At 66.4% G+C, this 16,751-nt stretch carries 17 protein-coding genes and 3 pseudogenes; 6 read left to right on the top strand and 14 right to left on the bottom strand.

The genetic code is table 11. The annotated features are described in order from the left end of the window. Nucleotides 1-216, bottom strand: a pseudogene (locus K228_RS0121890) (IS3-like element ISAar46 family transposase); the annotation flags it as partial. 313 nt (nt 217-529) lie between these two features. Between K228_RS0121890 and K228_RS0121880 the strand changes: the two are divergent. Then, the gene (locus tag K228_RS0121880; protein ID WP_020609238.1) at nt 530-1,342 is read left to right on the top strand and encodes a DUF2637 domain-containing protein; all 813 of its coding nucleotides are present in this window, start codon (nt 530-532) and stop codon (nt 1,340-1,342) included. Between the two features lie 218 nt (nt 1,343-1,560). Here the strand turns inward: K228_RS0121880 and K228_RS0121875 are convergent, their stop codons facing one another. The 6 genes from K228_RS0121875 to K228_RS25985 all read right to left on the bottom strand — a co-directional run bounded on the left by K228_RS0121875 (nt 1,561) and on the right by K228_RS25985 (nt 6,162). Continuing rightward, the gene (locus K228_RS0121875; protein ID WP_020609239.1) at nt 1,561-2,010 is read right to left on the bottom strand and encodes an NUDIX hydrolase; all 450 of its coding nucleotides are present in this window, start codon (nt 2,008-2,010) and stop codon (nt 1,561-1,563) included. A gap of 5 nt (nt 2,011-2,015) precedes the next feature. After that, the gene (locus K228_RS0121870) at nt 2,016-3,161 is read right to left on the bottom strand and encodes a DegT/DnrJ/EryC1/StrS family aminotransferase (protein ID WP_245603542.1); all 1,146 of its coding nucleotides are present in this window, start codon (nt 3,159-3,161) and stop codon (nt 2,016-2,018) included. 98 nt (nt 3,162-3,259) lie between these two features. Beyond that, a complete protein-coding gene (locus tag K228_RS0121865) occupies nt 3,260-4,252 on the bottom strand; it encodes a Gfo/Idh/MocA family protein (RefSeq protein ID WP_018825368.1) in 993 nt (330 codons plus the stop codon). A 73-nt stretch (nt 4,253-4,325) separates the two neighbouring features. Continuing rightward, on the bottom strand, nt 4,326-5,018 hold the full coding sequence (locus K228_RS0121860; RefSeq protein WP_080643636.1) for a dTMP kinase: 693 nt from the start codon (nt 5,016-5,018) through the stop codon (nt 4,326-4,328). Next, nucleotides 5,018-5,590, bottom strand: coding sequence for an ATP-binding protein (locus tag K228_RS0121855; RefSeq protein WP_020609244.1), 573 nt, complete (start codon nt 5,588-5,590; stop codon nt 5,018-5,020). Before K228_RS0121855 ends, K228_RS0121860 begins: the two co-directional genes overlap by 1 nt. A 71-nt stretch (nt 5,591-5,661) precedes the next feature. Further along, nucleotides 5,662-6,162 (bottom strand): recombinase family protein, encoded by a 501-nt coding sequence (locus K228_RS25985; RefSeq protein ID WP_155244969.1) that lies wholly within the window; start codon nt 6,160-6,162, stop codon nt 5,662-5,664. A gap of 170 nt (nt 6,163-6,332) precedes the next feature. Here K228_RS25985 and K228_RS0121845 point away from each other — a divergent pair, with 170 nt between their 5' ends. The 3 genes from K228_RS0121845 (at nt 6,333) to K228_RS26495 (ending at nt 9,403) form a co-directional block, all read left to right on the top strand. After that, nucleotides 6,333-7,499 (top strand): helix-turn-helix transcriptional regulator, encoded by a 1,167-nt coding sequence (locus K228_RS0121845; RefSeq protein ID WP_020609246.1) that lies wholly within the window; start codon nt 6,333-6,335, stop codon nt 7,497-7,499. Between the two features lie 18 nt (nt 7,500-7,517). After that, nucleotides 7,518-8,240 (top strand): 5-formyltetrahydrofolate cyclo-ligase, encoded by a 723-nt coding sequence (locus tag K228_RS0121840; protein WP_020609247.1) that lies wholly within the window; start codon nt 7,518-7,520, stop codon nt 8,238-8,240. Nucleotides 8,241-8,659: 419 nt separating this feature from the next. Next, on the top strand, nt 8,660-9,403 hold the full coding sequence (locus tag K228_RS26495; protein ID WP_155244970.1) for a hypothetical protein: 744 nt from the start codon (nt 8,660-8,662) through the stop codon (nt 9,401-9,403). Nucleotides 9,404-9,415: 12 nt separating this feature from the next. Here K228_RS26495 and K228_RS0121830 read toward each other — a convergent pair whose 3' ends face one another. The 7 genes and pseudogenes from K228_RS0121830 to K228_RS0121800 form a co-directional block, all read right to left on the bottom strand. Then, on the bottom strand, nt 9,416-10,447 hold the full coding sequence (locus tag K228_RS0121830) for a hypothetical protein (RefSeq protein ID WP_155244971.1): 1,032 nt from the start codon (nt 10,445-10,447) through the stop codon (nt 9,416-9,418). Between the two features lie 1,766 nt (nt 10,448-12,213). Further along, nucleotides 12,214-12,420: pseudogene (locus tag K228_RS29725) on the bottom strand (ATP-grasp peptide maturase system methyltransferase); the annotation flags it as partial. After that, nucleotides 12,417-13,373, bottom strand: coding sequence for an ATP-grasp ribosomal peptide maturase (tgmB, locus tag K228_RS0121820; protein WP_025620332.1), 957 nt, complete (start codon nt 13,371-13,373; stop codon nt 12,417-12,419). The gene tgmB and the pseudogene K228_RS29725, both read right to left, overlap by 4 nt. Nucleotides 13,374-13,378: 5 nt before the next feature. Further along, nucleotides 13,379-13,675, bottom strand: a complete 297-nt coding sequence (gene tgmA, locus K228_RS0121815) for a putative ATP-grasp-modified RiPP (protein WP_025620331.1) — start codon at nt 13,673-13,675, stop codon at nt 13,379-13,381. Nucleotides 13,676-13,766: 91 nt separating this feature from the next. After that, nucleotides 13,767-13,997: a hypothetical protein gene (locus tag K228_RS0121810; RefSeq protein ID WP_025620330.1), complete on the bottom strand. Its 231-nt coding sequence runs from the start codon at nt 13,995-13,997 to the stop codon at nt 13,767-13,769. Continuing rightward, the gene (locus K228_RS0121805) at nt 13,997-14,179 is read right to left on the bottom strand and encodes a hypothetical protein (RefSeq protein ID WP_025620329.1); all 183 of its coding nucleotides are present in this window, start codon (nt 14,177-14,179) and stop codon (nt 13,997-13,999) included. The genes K228_RS0121810 and K228_RS0121805 overlap by 1 nt, the downstream gene beginning before the upstream one ends. Nucleotides 14,180-14,274: 95 nt before the next feature. Next, entirely contained in the window at nt 14,275-15,411 is a 1,137-nt protein-coding gene (locus K228_RS0121800) for a helix-turn-helix domain-containing protein (RefSeq protein WP_025620328.1), read from the bottom strand. A 454-nt stretch (nt 15,412-15,865) separates the two neighbouring features. Between K228_RS0121800 and K228_RS0121795 the strand changes: the two genes are divergently transcribed. Then, nucleotides 15,866-16,285 carry a hypothetical protein gene (locus K228_RS0121795; RefSeq protein WP_029723876.1) on the top strand — a complete coding sequence of 140 codons (420 nt, stop codon included), beginning with the start codon at nt 15,866-15,868 and terminating at the stop codon, nt 16,283-16,285. A gap of 374 nt (nt 16,286-16,659) precedes the next feature. Next, nucleotides 16,660-16,751, top strand: a pseudogene (locus K228_RS30245) (transcriptional regulator); the annotation flags it as partial.

The following is a 16,751-nucleotide window of genomic DNA, read 5'->3' as shown; positions in this document are numbered from 1 at the left end:
GACGCTCTGACCGGGCTTCTTCCCCTCGAGCAGCCCGGCGTCACGGGCGCGACGCCACTCACTCATCAGCGACGAATACAAGCCGTTACGGCGCAGATAGCCGTTGCCGTCACCCTCGGCGACGGCCTGCTCGTATCCGGCGAGCAGCCGCAGCTTCTCCGCCGCGGTGAACGACCGACGTCGCGGCCGGTCCGCTCGAGGTCCCTCACTGGTCATGGCCCCATCGTGCCCGACGGACAGCTGCGCGCTGGAAATCGTCATCGAGAGAAGATCCATCCTCGCCCCGGGAGGGCTACTTGCTCTGAACCGCTGGTCTCACCCAACCCTGACACCCAGGGAACCGGCCGATCCCACCGCACGCCGTCGCCTGGCTCAGCCAGGCGGTAACACTGTGGCGCTGCTCGGCCTACCTGCACATCACCCTCGACCGACACATAGAACTGGCGATGCCAGTCGCGTCGGCCGCGCCGATCCTCGCCGGGCTGTCCGCGCTGGTCATCTCCGCATTGAACGACGCGGAGATGAACCAGTGAGCCGGGTAGACACCGCGATCCGCGCAGCGGCGGGTGCGACCGTCGTCGGTCTGGCCGGGATCGCCGGCGCCATCTCCTACAGCCACATGGCCGAACTCGCCCACGCCCACGGCGAGACCGGATGGCGTGCCCACATGTTCCCCCTGTCGGTTGACGGCATCGAGATCGTGGCGTCACTGGTGCTGCTGGCCGATAAGCGCGCCAGCCGCCGCTCAGGATGGCTGCCTTGGGCGGCGCGGACCGCGGGTACCGCAGCCAGCCTCGCCGCGAACGTCGCGGTGGGCGGCTCGGACTGGATCGGCCGGGCGGTGGCAGGCTGGCCCGCGCTCACGTTGCTCGTCGCCGTCAAACTCCTCTTCGGACTGCTGGAGCATCCCACCAGCGTGCGGACCACCCCCGCGTTCGCCGGACCCGTCCCAGCTACGGGTGGGGACGGTCCGCATGCCGTCCGGCCCGTCCCCGTAGTGACGGATGAGCAGCCCCGGACCGAGCATCATCCAGGGACCGTCCCGGACCGCATGACAGACGATGCGGACCGTGCCGACCCGCACCCGACAGACACCGACGCTCAAGAACATGACTATCAGCCGGCCCCCGTGTCCACCACAGCGGACGTATCCGCGCTCGTCCCAGCAGCTCGCACCGCCCAACAGACGTTGACCGACGCCGGAAAGCCATTGACCAGACAAGCCCTCGCCCGGCAGATGCGCGCAGACGGGCACGCCGTATCCAACGCGAGAGCCTCCGTCCTCGTAAAACTGCTTTCGGCAGACACCGGAGGCCAATCACCCCGCAGGGCAGCCGCATGAGCAACGTAGGCGACCTTAAGGTTACCCACGTTGCTCGTACAGTAAGCACTGGGATATAGCCCACTTTGTGTAGCCAGCTCGCATTGACCGGCTGGCCACTCTTCCCTACCATCCTGCTCATGCAAAGCGCTCAAGCCGCGCGGACGCAACGGTGATAGCAAGCAAAGCGCCCCGTGCCCAGGCGTCAAATCCGGGCGCTTTTAGTAGATGGAACGGGACTACGCCCCGTGCAGCTCCCGATACTTGCTCAGCACATCCTTTACGGCGTCCGTCACCGGCAATTCCTCGGTAAGCGGAGTCCAGGTGAAGGCGTCGTGTTCCTGAAGCTCGACCGGCTCGGGGCTGTTTACATCCACCGCGAAGTTGAACTGTCGGCTGCTTCTTCCGCTGCCACTCGTGTAGTCGAAACTACCGAGGTAGTCACGAATAGAGGCAACATCGAGGCCAGTTTCCTCTTTGACCTCACGAATCAGAGCGGCGTCCAGTGTCTCGCCCGCTTCGACCTTTCCGCTGGGTAGCTCGAATATGCCACCCATGAATTCGGCTTCGGGGCGCTGGAGTAGTAGCACCTTGCCGTCGTGCTGTACGACCGCACCGACGACCGCTTGCTGCACGTCGTCACGTCGGGCTTCGGCGTTCAGTCTTTCCCGGAGAAAAGCGAGTTCCATATTCCTTATCCTAGCAGCTGACGGTAATTCTCGATCACCTTGCGGAATGCGTCGATATACCTATCGACCAGCGGCATATCCATCTCGCGATGCCAGACTGGAAGCTTGAGGGTGTTGTGGTGAATCGCCTCCGCATTCGGGAATTCGCCAGGCGAATAGCTCGTCTTGTCGGTGGGGAATAGCGGCTGCGGTCGCTGAAACAGTGGCAACAGGTTGAGCGGACACGTGGAGCCTGGCCGGTCCACCTCATGGCAGCCTTCGGCCTGCAACGCCTCGTGGAATCTCTCGACAGGCAGGCCATCCAACTCGTTCGTGGCGTACTGGAGTGGCAGGCCGTACCAGGAGGCGCGTACGTCCAGCGGCAGGTCGGGCACGATGATGCCGGGTAGCTCCGACAGCCGCTCGCATAGGTAGGCCGTGGTGGTGGCCCGCCCGGTCAGGTAGTGGTCGAGTCGGCTGAGCTGGTCCATGGCGATGGCGGCGGCCAGCGGGTGGATGCGGAACTTGAGCCCCATGCCGGTCACGGCGTAGTCATACAGCTCGTGGTCGTGCGGCAGCTCGTTTCGGCAGCGCTTGTTGTACTGGCCGTGTAACAGCACGCGGTAGTAGACCTCATCGTCATCGGTCAGGACGAAGCCGCCTTCTCCGGCCGAGAGCGGCTTGGGGCCGTTCATGCTGAAGGCTGCCGCCCGCCCGAAGGTTCCAACCCGTTGCCCGTTGATGCTCGCGCCGTGCGCGTGTGAGGCGTCCTCCAGCAGCACCAAGCCGTGCTCGTCGGCGAGGGCCTTCAGCTCCGGCATCGCGGCCGGAACGCCCCACATGTGCGTGACGACGATAGCCTTCGTCCGCTCGGTGATGCGCTGCGCCACGTCACGAGGGTCGAGGTTGCCGGACTGGTCGCAGTCGGCCAGTACGGGTGTTGCACGGAGATGCAGCAGTGGTGTCACGGTGGCGAAGAAGGTGTAGGCAGGCGCGATGACCTCATCGCCAGGGCCGAGCCCGCAGGCCGCGTACATCGAGTGGAGCGCGGCTGTGCCCGAGCTGGTGACCACGGTGTGCGTGACACCGTGGTAGTCGCACAGCTCCTCTTCCAGCCGCTCGACGACGCCGGAGCGATCGTAGATCGAGACGCCACGGTAGAGCTGGTCCACCACGGCTGCCGTCGTCTGCTCGTCAACCGGGGGCCAGGTGAAGTGGGGTGCGGCGCGGGTGACGGTCGGCGGGCCGCCGAGCAGGGCCAGGGGTGAGGTCACAGCATCTCCTTGGGGTTGATGTAGACGTGGGTCTTGGCGGACTCGTAGCAAGCACCGATGAAACTCATGTGGGCCAAGTTCTCTTTCGGTCCGCTGACGTTGGGCCGCAGTCCCTCAATAACGCGGCAAAAGTAGTCGATCTGAGAGGTAGCGGCCGACGGCCAGGACTGCTCGCGTGATAGCGACTCGATTGCCTCCCCGCCGTTGGTTAGCCGCCGGATACGGCCACGCTCCAGGTGGACGATGCCACGGCTGCCGACTAGGCGGATTTGTTCAGCCTTCGGGCCGATAAAGCGTGACAGCAGCAGTGAGCCATACAGGCCACTGTCGTATCCGAAGTGTATAAGCGCGGTGTCTTCGGCGTCGTACTCTCGGTCTGGACGGGCCTCAACCGACAGGTCGGCCAAGACGCGATCCGGCAAGCCGAAATACCAGAGGATCATGTCGATCAGGTGGTATCCCATGTCGATGATGCAGCCGCCGCCAGCTTTAGCCGAGATACCGCGCCAGCCTTCAGAGGGGTCCGTGATATGCAGTGTGTATTGCGCGTCTACCACAAAGGGCGTGCCGATCTGGTCGGCAAGCTGCGTGAAACTGGTGTAGATGGGATTGAAGCGCCGTTGCAGCGTGACCATGAGGTGAATGCCCGTCGCCGCGCACCGTTGAGCGAGTTCTTGGGCTTCACTCAAGGTTGTCGCGAATGGCTTTTCCTTGAGAACATGCACTCGGTGTTCGGCTGCCGCCTCGATGACCGTCCGGCCGATGTGGTGCGGCACAGTGACGATGACCATATCGAGTTGTTCGCTGCGGAGCATCTCGTGAAAGTCGGTGTAGCCGTTCACCCGCAATTGATACTGGCGCTCGCGGACGACCTCGCGGTCTTCGTCGCAGATGGCGACCAGTTCAGCACCATCGGACGATTGCAGCCCTGGTATGTGGTCTTCGAGTGCTTGTTTGCCAAGCCCGACCACGCCGGCGCGCAGTTTCACTTGCCGCCTCCCCTTCTTGCAGGCACTCAGTTGTACGAGCGGTACTGCCTCGGTTGCTGACAACACCGTCATGTCACCGTTGGCCCTTTCGTGACGGCGTCAGGCGAGAACGGATAGCTTCAATGATTTGTCTCGCCTCTTCTTCTGGCGGTTGGGTGGAGTTGTCGAGCATGAGGAAACGCGTGGGCTCCTCGCTTATGAGCTGCCGGGCAATACGGTCACGGGCCGTAAATACCGCGAGGTCTTCGCGGCCGACCTCATTCGCGCGGGCTTCGCGGAGATGCCGCTGACGCTGGCGTAGGCGTTCTAGGCGCACCGAAAGTGGCGCATCCACGTACACGGTCAAGCTGGGCCGATAGCGGAGTTCGCTGCACAGAATGCTCAACCAAGTCAAGGCGTGGCCCTCGTCTCGGATTGCGCCAGCTGCGACGAGGCTGGGCGTTAGGGTGTAGAGGATGGTGTCTAGGTGGCGGTCTTTGAGTACAATGTGGCCTTGTTCCAACGCTGGCACGATCTCGCGCTCGTCCTGGTAATAGAGGTCAGCGACAACCTCCAGGGCTCGCGTGCGAAACGTGGCTGACTCGCCTCGCATTGGCCGCAGGAACTTGTCACGCGCGACAGCCTCAATGAGCCGCTGACCGTACTCACTACACGAGAATTCCTCGACAACGACTGACGACACGCAAAGCCGTTCCAGTCCGTCATGCACGGCCATGAGGAGCGCCGTTTTACCTGCTCCGTCTTGACCTTCAAAAGAAACCAGCATCAGTCCCCCTTCTGCTCCTCGACGTCATCAAGCGCGTACAAACCCTCAAGTACTCGGCGCAACAACTCAGGATCTCGCGTAACCTCGGTGGGCCGGCATGGCCCGGCGTACCGCTTTCGGCGCGGCAGGACGCGAGGAAGCTCAGTAGTGTCACTATCGGTCGGCCATGGCAAGGTGTCGATTTCGCACCACACCGCTTTGCCGCCGCTTTTCGGATGATAGTAATTCCAGCGACGATTCATCGTTGCCACGAGAAGAAGGCCGCGACTGCCGTCAGTATCGGGTGCCTGTTCCTGCATGAAGGGCGGTGTGGGGTCAGTGTCCCAGACTTCCAGTACGACGCTGCGCTCAAACAACAGTAGCCGTACCTGGATAAGGGCGAGATGCTTGAGAGCGCTATAAGCCAGGCCAGGGTCGGCAATACCGGTTGACTTCACGGCGTTCGCAACCAGCTCGGAGGCCAGCAGCTCCGCAGTTTCGATGTGCTCGCGCTCGATCCGCCAGTTGTGGAGCGCATGTTTCACGAACAGCCGCGCGCAGCCGACCGCCGTAAGCAGCGCCGCGAACGTCATGTGATCCGCAGCCCGAGACTGGCGACCTTTTCGTTCCGTCATAGCCTGGGCTGGTCTTTCGGCTACGGCAGTCATACCGGCATCTCTAGGCTCGGATACATGATCACAACACGCATGCCGGTTTTGCGTTCCAGCATGTCCATGAAAGAGAGCTGGATGGCAGGCGAACGGGAAAATTGATAGAGCGCTGGGACGACAGCATGCCAGGCGTCTCCGCGCTTCAGCGCATCGACAAGCGGCGAAAAGCATAAGATCTGCGACTCGTAATGATCCCAGTGCACCTCGGCAAGCACGAAGCCCTCCCGCTCGGCGAAGGCCGTGATTTCAGCGCGGAACAGATTAGTCCGCTCGTCGGCCGTACCAGGTGAGTCACGAAAATAGCCGAATGCCAATGATCGCATATACGTCTCGACGGGGTTGGAGGGCCAGACCGACGACGGCGTCGGGGGCAGCATCGCCGGTCCGGCCCAGTTCGCGAGTGGCCGATGAGGCCGCAAGATCACGCCCGACGCTCGATCGAAGGGGCTAACGAATCGGAATCCCCGAAAGCGGTTGTCCTGTTCCGTTTCCATTACCGATTCCTCCGTTGCTGTTCGGCATCCAGGCGTCGTACCCTGCACATAACCGGGAGTAGTGGTATCCGCACCAGAGCAGGACGCGCGCATCGTTGTCTCAGGGTTGTGGCACACAACGCCCTGACCAGCAGGAACGCGTGTCGGACGTGCAACGGAAAGGGCGGGACATGGCGTCACGGAGGCGGCGCTTCGCGCAGCGCCGAAAGGCTGTCGGCTTCAGCCAAGAGGGACTTGCCGAACGGCTCGGCATTGACCGCTCCACAGTGGCGCGCTGGGAGTCCGGCGACACTGAGCCGTTGCCGTGGTTGCGTCCCAAGCTGGGGCGTGTCCTCCAGGTCTCCATTGAGCAGCTTGACGAGCTGCTGGCTGAGGCCGGTGAGCCCGAAGCGCTGGCCGACGAGCGGCTGAGTCATGCCCTGGAGCATCCGCGCAGCGTTGACCTGGTAGCCGTCGCGAGGCTGCGCGATTGTGTACACGACCTCGACGCCGGGTACGACAGGGCACCGTCAACGTCGCTGTTGGCCGATGCTGGGCAGTGCCTCGGACAAGTGTCTTTTCTGCGAACGCACGCGGCCACCAGCCGTGTCCGCCGAGAGCTGTTCGCGGTCGAAGCTGAGGCGGCTACCCTCATGGGACAACTCGTCTGGGACTCCTCGCAACGCCGAGACCATGCCACCGCTCGCGCCTATCTCGACCAAGCGGTCAATGCCGCCCGGCAACTCCGTGACACGACGGCCGAGGGTCTCGCCCTGCTGCGGACCTGCTTCGTGGCACTCTACGGCGAGAAGAATCCGGGTGCTGGACTGACGCTGGCGATGCAGACAGCCGAGACGGTCAAGGGCAGCAGCCACGTACTGACCGGCCTGGCGGTGCTCCACGCCGCCGAAGCCTGGGCCATGTTGGGGCGACGGCAAGACTGCGAACGGGCGCTGACTGAGGCTGAAGGCATCTTTGATCGGATCGGGGCCACGGACGGGGCGGCGGATCTGTTCTCGCCTACCCAGCATGGCCGGCTGTCCGGGTCCTGCTACCTCTTCCTCAAGGACGCCAAGCGGGCCGAACCGATTCTTGCGGGTACGGCGCAGGCCCTCGGTGATCGGTCGAAGTCACAGGCCATCGTGCTCGGCAACCTGGCGCTGGCCCGCATCCATCAGCAGAAGCTCGACGAGGCCGCGGCTGCACTGCACAGTGCTATCGACGTGGTAGAGATGACATGGGGTGGCGGCGGACTCAACGTGGTGTTTGGCGCTGGCCGGGAACTGCGCCCCTGGCGACAGGTACCGGTCGTCCAGGACGTGTACGACCGCTTGCTCACCCTGATGGCAGCGGCGTAAGGAGCGAGGTTGACCAGCGTGGACACCGACCAGGCCAAGCAGGCGATCCGGGAACGAGTGTGGGCGCTACTGGAGCGGGAGCGAGCCGTACCGCCCGGCGTGCACGGTCGTATCCCAGCGTTCTACGGGGCCGAGGCCGCCGCTGACCGGCTGGCTGAGCTGCCCGTCTGGAATAACGTGCGCGTCATCAAGGCCGTACCAGACAAAGCGCAGCTCCCTGTACGGGCTCGGGCGCTCATCGAGGGCAAGCTGGTCTACATGGCCGTGCCCAAGCTGGCCGAAGCCCAGCCGTTCTACCTGCTCGATCCCGCGACGATGACCGTGCCGCCGGCCGAGGCTGCCTCAAGCAAGGTGGCCGCCAGTGTGGCGCGGAAGATCGACGTCAAGGAGATGCAGCCGGTTGACCTGATCGTCTGCGGCAGCGTCGCCGTCAACCGGCACGGGGTACGGCTCGGCAAGGGTGCGGGGTACTCGGACATCGAGGTAGCGCTGTTGCAGGAGGCCGGACTGATCAGGCCAGAGACAACCATCGTGACGACCGTGCACGCTTTGCAGGTCGTTGACGACGAGCTGCCCGATGCCAAGCATGATTTCAGTGTTGACCTGATTGTGACGCCGGATGAGGTTATTGAGTGTGAGCCGCCGCGTCGGCCGAGCGGCCTTCACTGGGACAGTTTGAGCCGGGAGAAGATCGAGGCTATTCCAGTACTGACGGCACTTGCGAACAGTCGCAGTGCGTAAGAGGGCTGTCGTCGGCCAGCTCGCTCCATCGTTCAGCCTCGCGTCGTCATTTATGCCCGCTTCGTTACGTGCGCATCTCGCATCCCATCGGCCCGTGACATGGGCGCTGTTGGTTTCCGCCAAATTCGGTGAGCCCGTTACGAGCAGTCGATTTCGCGACAGGTACGGGGAAAGTCCCCGACGACCGTCAACGAGGCGTACCGCTTGATGAAGTCGGGCGTCGCGCGCCGAGTGTTCTTCCTGGTGGAGCGACGGGCTCTTGCCGCTGCCCGTGTGACGTGGCGCCGTGCGACGTCGGTCCGGCTTGCCGGTCGCCCGGACGCGGCGGTGGGTGGACTACCCCTCCGCTCCGCTGGCCTGTCCGGCGACCGGCCCTCGCCCGCTCGCGCGGGGTGGGCGAGGGGTGTCAAGCTGGGCGGGTGAGTCGTCGTCGTGTGCTTCGCCACCGTGGGCGTACATGGCGTGCGCGGGAACTACGGCGGCGGGCGTGGGCTGAGCAGCGGTTCCGGGTGTGGAAGCCGCGTACCCGGCAGGCGTGGGCCGAGTACCGCGACGACCTGTATAACGTGGAAATTGATGCGACGTGGCAGGCGGAGTACGGCCGGCAGCTTCGCGGCGAAGAGTCCCGGGTGTTCTATCTTCCGACCGGTGATCTGACCGTGCCGAGGGTCGGTGGGGCGGCGCCGGCCGAGCCGGCAGGGTCGACCGAGGCAGCGGGGCGGCGCCGGGAGTTGGCGGATCGGTTGTTTGGCGCGTTGGTCAAGCCGATGGAACGCGGGGTGTTCCACGGCGATGACGACGTGGTGTTGTCCACAGGTATGCCGGCGTCGGTGGATGAGGCGCCGGGTGCCCGGCAGGCGCTACAGGACGCGCCGAGTGCCGCCAAGGCGGGCAAGCCGGGCACCTTGCGGGTCGAGTCGGGCACGGGTGGGATCGTGGTGCGGCTGCACGGGCCGACGTGGAGCCTGGTGTTTCGGTACGCGCCGTTCCCCAGTCCCGTTCTGGTCTGCGTGGATCGACTGTCGGGGTACTGCTGGCGGTTGGAAGACGACAGCGAGGATCGGGCGCTAGTTGAGAACGCGATCACGGGGGTGATCGCCGAGTTGGCTCGGTTCGGGTGGGCCGGTGACCGGTACGTGCGGCCGGTGATCCCCGGGGCGTGATTCGGCGGCGATCTACTCTCCGTCGCGGGCGGCGGCGGGAGTCGGGATGCCGTACCGCTGCCGTTCGGCCGGAGGAACGTTGCCCCGGAGGGTGTCGCCGAGAAGACGCAGCACCGTCGACACGGCGCGGGTGCGTCGCTTGGAGGCGTTCTCCGGGGAGATCCCCAGTTGGGCGGCGACGGTATCGAGGCGCTCCCCGTCGATGTAGGTGCGGCGGATTAACGTGACGTTTTCCGGTTGTAGCCGGTCGTGGACCGGTAGCCGGGCCGAGCGTTCCAGAACGCGGTCGAGTAGCGCGTGTACGGCCGCCACGCCGCCATCGCCGCAGACCGGGGTTAGCCGGTATCGCTCGTCCTGCGCGGCCATGTCGAGCACCCATTCCTGATCTTCGACCTTGACCAGGCGACTGGTCTCGGCGCGTGTCTCCTCGTCCAGCCGTTCCAGCCGGCGCACCCACTCCTCGTACGTCTCGTCCGCGCGGCGGCGCCGTTGCCGGCGGCGGCGCTTGGTGCGCCCGCTGGTGACGTCGTACGCCTTGCCGAGGATGCGGCTGAACACGTTGCCCCGGTCGAAATCGCGCTTCGGGTCGTGCATCGCGAACAGGAACTCGATCATGAGGGTGAACTGCACGTCTTCCAGCCACTCGAAGGCGACGCCCTTCGGGGACAGCCGGCGGGCGCGGTTGAAGATGCCGGCGAAGCCGACCGCGAGGGCGTAAAGGTTCCAGTCCTCGTGCTCGGCGTTGTCCTGGTCGCGGGCGTTGGCGGCGATGTGGCGCCACACGCGGTCCTGGGTGTCGCGGCTCGTGCCGTCGAGCAGGAGCCAGTTACGGGCGTAGCGGGCTGTGGCGGGCCGCTCGTCGTCGGTGCCGTCGACCCATCCGCGCGGGACACCGACGCGGCAGCGCCGCGCTTCGGCCTCGACCCTGCCGACGGGCAGGTACTTCAACGGCAGCGGGTCCAGCTCCGACGGCGGGCCGTGGGATTTCGGGGCGGCGCGCATGGCCGCGAGGTTGTCACTCGTTGTCGCGTGTGCTCGGGGCACGGGTCGTGTCCTTCCAGCTCCGGAGGGCTGTTGCGGACACGGCGGGAACACCTGGCGGCAGGTGTGGGACACGGTCAGTATCGACCGCGTTCAGGTCCGGCGTGCTGCGGACACCGCCAGACCAGAACAAGCGTACGAGCGATGACGTTGGGCGGCCACGCCGTTTCGTTGGCGCGATGGTCCCGCCGCGCACGCCCCGCACACTGGCCCATCACCGGCCGACAGCGCACCCGCCCCACGCGCGCAAGCCGAACCGATCTCCGATGCTACGACCCCGCTCGAAATTGCCCGGATCGATCTTGGAAGGTACCGGCGGTGGCGGTCCTGTCCTTTCCAGTGGAAGGACCGCCGGCCGCGACGCGACCGGGACGAAAGATCTCGACGGCTCACTTTCTTGATCTTGGAAGGTGTGGCGATGTCGAGTCCCTTCCTTGTCAGTGACCCGCCCGCCCCGGCCCCCGCCATCCGAGGGCCGGCCGCGTTACCCGTTCCGCGTTTCACCCGGAGGTTTGCCCTTGTTGATTCGTGCCTGCCGTAGGCGTCGTCCCGGCGGGGGCCGGCGTTGTCATTAGGTCTGTTGTCGACCCGTCCCACGAGGGCGGGTCGCTGTGTGTCGGGAGGCGCATATGACTACCCCATCCCCTTCTGGGTTGATGTTGTGGCCGGCGGCGGTGCCGCTGCCGGCGTCGAAGACCGATCCGGGCTGCCCGCCCGTTGCCGACGGTCAGCCGTCCGATCCGGTGTCGGGGTTGGGCTGCTCGGTGTCCGACCTTGGCTCGTGGGCCGAGCAGGCGCCCGGCCGGCTGGCGCATCTGGCGGCGGTGTGGTGGCCGTGGCTGGCCGCCGGAGCCCTCGCGGCTGTGGTGGCCGCGCTCCTGGTGCGGGCGGTGCATCGTCGGCTGTGGCGGCGGGCGGTGGGCACCGGCTACTGGGTCCAGCTCACCCCACCGCGCACACTGGACCTCGGGCAGGCCGGCAACGTGTGGAAGCTGCTGGGTCCGCTGGCCCGCCGTGCCCGGGGCGGTTGGCACCTGGCCCGGCCGCCGCTGGCGTTCGAGGTGTACGCCTCGGGCGGTCAGCTCGTGGCCGGGTTGTGGCTGCCCGGCTGGGTGCCGCTGCCGATGGTGGTGGCCGAGGTGGCGCGGGCCTGGCCGGGCGTGCGCACGGAGCGCCGTAGGCCGCCGGCCGTGACGGGCTCCGACGGGTGGCGGGTGGCCGCCTTCCGGCTGGCCGCGATCGGTTCGGATCTGGTGCCGTTGACCGACGAGCACCGGCCCGCCGGGCGAGCGGTCCGAGGGCCGGGGGCCGACGTCGACCCGTTGCGGGCAGTCCTGGCGGGGCTGGCACGGCCGGATGGACCGGCGGTGCTGCAAGTCCTCGTCCGCCCGGCGGCCGGCAAGCAGCTCGCCGCGCTGGGCCACGCGGCCCGGTACAGGGTCAAGCCGCGTAAGCCGGTCGGGGTGCGGCTGGTCGACGGCATCGCGGCGGTGGCGTTCGGGGCGGTCCGGCTGCTGCTCGACGTGGTGCTCGATCTGGTCAGCACGAACCGTTCCTCGTCCTCGCACGGCGGTGGATACGGCGGGCGCGACGCCCGCCTGCCGACCGACCCGCTTGCCGTACGGGCGATACGGGACGCGGCCGAGAAGATGGCCGAAGGACCGCACCTGCTCGCCACCGTGCGCGTCGGTGTGGGGCGGGTTGATGCCGGATTCGCCACCACGGCGGCCCGGTCCCTGGCGGACGGGTTCGTCACCGTCTCGCGGCTGCTGCGGCCGGTCCGCGTGCGGCGGGCCGCGGTTGCCCTCGCCGACCGGTGGGCGGGCCGCGGTGACTGGCACGGCGGGGGCGAACGGGTGGCGGGCGACCGACGCGAACGCTCCCGCCACGGTGGGGTTGGTCAGATGCCCTGTGGTGTGCAGGTTGGCGACGAGGTGTTGTCGTCGTTGCCGGTAGCCGGCGTCGGTGAGGGTCACGGCGTCTCCAGGTACTCGGCGATCGCGGCGGCGATGGGTAGCCCCGTCTCGGCTTCGATCCAGGCCCACTGGCCGCCCGGGTTCACCTCTAGAAACACGTAGTCGCCGGTCGGGGTGACGATCAGGTCGATCGCGGCGAACGCGAGGCCCAAGGTTGCGGTCAGGGACAGGAGCTGGTCGGTGAGGGTGTCGGGCAGTGTGACCGGTGTGTAGGTGAGGTTGTCGTAGTCGGTGCGCCAGTCGATGCGGGCGGCCTCGGAGTGCGCGTCGATGCGGGCGGCGAACACGTGCCGTCCGATGGTGGTGACGCGTAGCTCGTGGTCTTTCGGTATCTGGTGTTGGAACAGGTGCGCGGTGCCGGTGACCGCGTCGGTGATCTGCTCGGCGGTGACTGGGGTGGTGGCCAGTGCCATCAGGTGTCCGGTGTCGGTGTCGAGGTAGGGGCGCACGTGCAGCGGTTTGTAGATCGCCCCGTTGGGGGCGGCGGCGACGAAGGCCCGCGCTGCCGGCGCCTCGTTGGTGATCAGCGTGTGGGGGGTGGTCAGGCCGCAGCGGGCTGCGACCGCGAGTTGCACGGGTTTGTAGTCGGCTGCCGCCATGTGGTGGGGGTGGTTGACCCATCGCACTGGCAGCGCCGCCACCAGGCCACCGAATCCCATCCGGGCTTCCTGGGTGGCCCACCGCCGTTCGTAGTCGTTGAGGCCATCGGCTAGCCGGAACGGGCCGGGCCGCCGGTAGTAGACCGCGGTGACCTCTTCCAGCCGGGTTTGCCGGTGAGCGTCGGTGAGGACGCCGGACCAGCCGCTCTGGCCGCCGTTCTCCGCGGCCAGGGTAAGGAGTTGGGGGAAGTCGCCGGTGTCGACGCGATGTACCTGCGCGTCCCGGTTGTGTAGCGCGGTGATGACCAGGTCGGCGGTCACGTCGTGGGATTCGGTCAGCACCAGGATCGTCACGGGTGTCAGTCCTGGTAGGTGTCCGGGGTGGAGTCGTTGAAGTTTTGGTGATCGTAGGAGGTCTTGCTGTTCGTGGCGACCTTCTGCGTGGTCTGCGGCTTACCCAAGGTGGTGCCGTCGACACCGATCACGGTCTGCGTCACCGGGTCTAGGTGGGCGTCGGTCAGGTTAACCACCGGAACCTCAGCACCAACCTGCGTGGACAGCGTCAACCCGAACGGGCGAGCCGGGCTCACCCGTCCCTGCTCGGTACGGCTGTCGTAGAGCGGCAGCAGGCAGCGGTCCGGGGCGAACGTAGTCATAGCGACCTCCATCATTGAGGGGTTTACCTTGCGATTCGTGGTGCTCCGAGCAGGTCCCGCCACCACCGGCGGACGGTCGCCTCGGCCGGCGTCAACGCCGGCTCCCGGCGCGTTGCGGGGGCGCCCACCCGTCCTGCCCGAGTGTGGCGAGGTAGCCGTAGGCGGTCTCGGTGGGCGGACACGGCCACCCGGACCCGCAGATCGGGCACCGATCGACGCGCGGCCAGTGTTCGGTGATGATCCGCCGGGCGGACAGGATCATCCGGTTGCGTAGCTGGACCGTCGACAGGCTGGCCGGACCCGGCTGGGCGTGGGTGGCCATCACCGCTGGTTGGCCCGTTGCCGGGCGAGCGGGGTCAGCAGCGGCCGGTTGTCGAAGATGACCGTCGGCTGATTGTGCAGCGAGGAGTAGGCGCCGGCCCGCGCCGCGTACCGGGTGGCGGGGCCGACGGCGTCCAGCCGTGCGGGCCGGCGGCGGCGGAGTCGGCGGAGTAGCCGGATCATGCGCGTGCTCCCCTCGATCAGGTCGAGGCGGCGTTTCACCACCCAGGATGATCCTGTGGTGACACCGAGCTACTTGTCAGGATGGACGCTGTCCGTTACCGGGTAGCGGACAGGCGGCGGACAGCCTCGGCGACCTGCCCAGCCAGCGCCCGTGACGCGGTGGCGTCAGCGATGGCGCGAGCCTCGTCTAGGACCTGCCGGGCGATGCTGGTGTCCCCGGCCTGCGTATGCACCACCGCGAGGTGCACTAGGTGCCGGCCGTGCCAGTCCGATCCGCGGGCGTCCTCACTCGCCCCGGCGACCCCGGCGGTCAGCAGCCGCAGGGCTCGATCGTTGGCCCGGTCGTCCCGGGCGCCCAGGTACCGCCACACAATCCCCTGCTGCACGGAGAAAAACGCGGGCGTGTACCAGTAGCCCCACGGCGACAAGGGCTGGCCCGTGGCCTGCTCAGCAAGATCGGCAGCCTCACTCAGGAGGCCGATCACCTCGCGTGGGTGGGCGTCGGCCATAGCTAGGCCGCGGGCGCCCTGCCCGGCGGAGTACGCGCGTAGCGCGGTGTGGACCGCATCGTCTCGCCGGGCCGCCCCGGACAGGCCAATCATGGACGGCAGATCCCCGCACCCCTCGGCCTGGTGGCCCTGAAACGAGAGCACAGCGGCGATCAGGTCCCGGTTTCCGGCCTCGGTGGCCCATTGCAGCGCACGCCCGAGCCACATTGTGGCGGCGCGGTCATCACCGGTGGCAATCCCTAGCCACCCGGCGAATTGGGCCCATTGCGCGGCCATATCCACAACCGCCGGCCGGACCTGATGGCCGGCGTCCCGCAGCAGAGACACAACGGTGTCGAGCTGCACGCGGACCGGATCGACAACCAGCGTCGACCCGATGCTGTCCTCCAAGCGCCGGTAGCTGGCGAGCAGGTCGGCCAGGGCATCCACTGCGCCGTGATCGACCCGGCGGGGATGCTGGGCCGCGTATAGGGCGCGCTCGCTGGGGGTGGGCATGTCAGCTACGAGAGCGGCCAGGGCCCCGCCCGCAGCTAGGGCGTCGTCCAATCGCGTGGCGACATCCACCGTTGGCCGGGTGCGGCCGGTCTCTAACTGGTGCAACAAACTCTTGCCGTAGCTGACCGCCACGCCCAACTGCCGCAGCGTCAAGCCGCGCGATTCGCGCCGCTGACGCAGCTCAGCGCCGAATCGCGGATCCACGATGGTGCGCGTCGGTGCCGGCATCGGTTCTCCCAGGTAGCGGTCTGGGGTGGCGGGCGCCGACCGCTACAACCGGCGCCCTGCCGCCATCGACGGTACTCCCTGCCCGCACGTCACGCCGTCACCTGTCCGTATGGATGTTCCGGCGCGTCACGGCGTACGCCCTACCACGGAATTGTGGTTCCGGACAGGTTCGAGCTGTCCGCTACTTCATAGCGGACATTCAAAACGTCATTAGGGCGTCAAAAAATCATTCGTCGATATGACTTGTCGACTGTGGATATGCTATTAAACTCGTTTCGGGCTGATCAGTGATCACGAGCAACGGTGACGGGGGTGTGGCCCTCGGTCGCGCACCATCGCCGCCCTTAACCGGGCGGATCCATCGGTACACCTCGCGAGCAGTCTTCCCATCTGTTCGTACGTGTGTTCGACTAGCACGCTCCTGTCAGCACTCAATGGAGGTCTTCGACAGCGCATGAACCATCCCTCCCACCCCCACCGTCGCCCCGCCATGCCACTGGTTACCCGCGCGGCACACGCCGCCACCGCCGCCTACCAGCGCGCCATGACCAGCAAGCGCGAACGCCTTTACCAGCAGGAGAATCAGCGACTCAGGCAGGAGGATCAGTGGCTCCGGAGCGAGGTCCGACACTGCCGCGAGGCGGACGAGGACCACCGTGCGCGGGAGGTGGAACAGGCGTACCTACGTGGTGTGGCTGCCGCGACCGTAACTGCTCATGCTGAGCAGCAGTGCGCCGTTGATGAGGCATTGGCGCGAGGGTTTGAGGCGGGGAGGGGAGTGGCGGGGCTGTCGGCGAATGGTGTTGGCCTAACCCCGGAGGTGATCGCAGCGGCTCGGGCAATCGCGCGGAAGTTGTTGGGTGATGTGACGTAGGGGTTGTGACCCTCGGTCACTGTGCGTGCAAGATCAAGGGTGTACATCAGGGTGTACTGCACCCCCTTGTTGGACACTGCGCGGCCTACAGATATGCAGGCTGCGCAGTGCCATGCACCTATGCCCGAGAGTCTCATAATCCCTCGGTCGCGGGTTCAAGTCCCGCCCGCCCTACCATCAGAAATAGCCCCTGACCTGGGGTTTCTGGGCTTCCGCATAAGTATCGATCCGTGGACCGTTGCTTGCCTGGGGGTAGCCCGCTACCTCAGGATGTCTATCCATCGGTATCAGTCGAACTGTCGCGCTCGGTGGGCGGGGCTGGCGTGTCGAGTAGTGGCTAGATAGGCAAGTAGCCACTTGCCTATCATTGTCGGGTGAGTGACGCTGGCGCAGACAAAGGCCAGGCTGGAGCGGGCGAGGTCTTCAAGGCGCTGGCCGACCCGACCCGCCGGAAGATCCTTGACGA

Origin of the sequence: Salinispora cortesiana, assembly GCF_000484695.1 — a bacterium.
GTDB lineage: Bacteria > Actinomycetota > Actinomycetes > Mycobacteriales > Micromonosporaceae > Micromonospora > Micromonospora cortesiana.
This window is presented reverse-complemented; position numbering and strand designations above follow the sequence as displayed.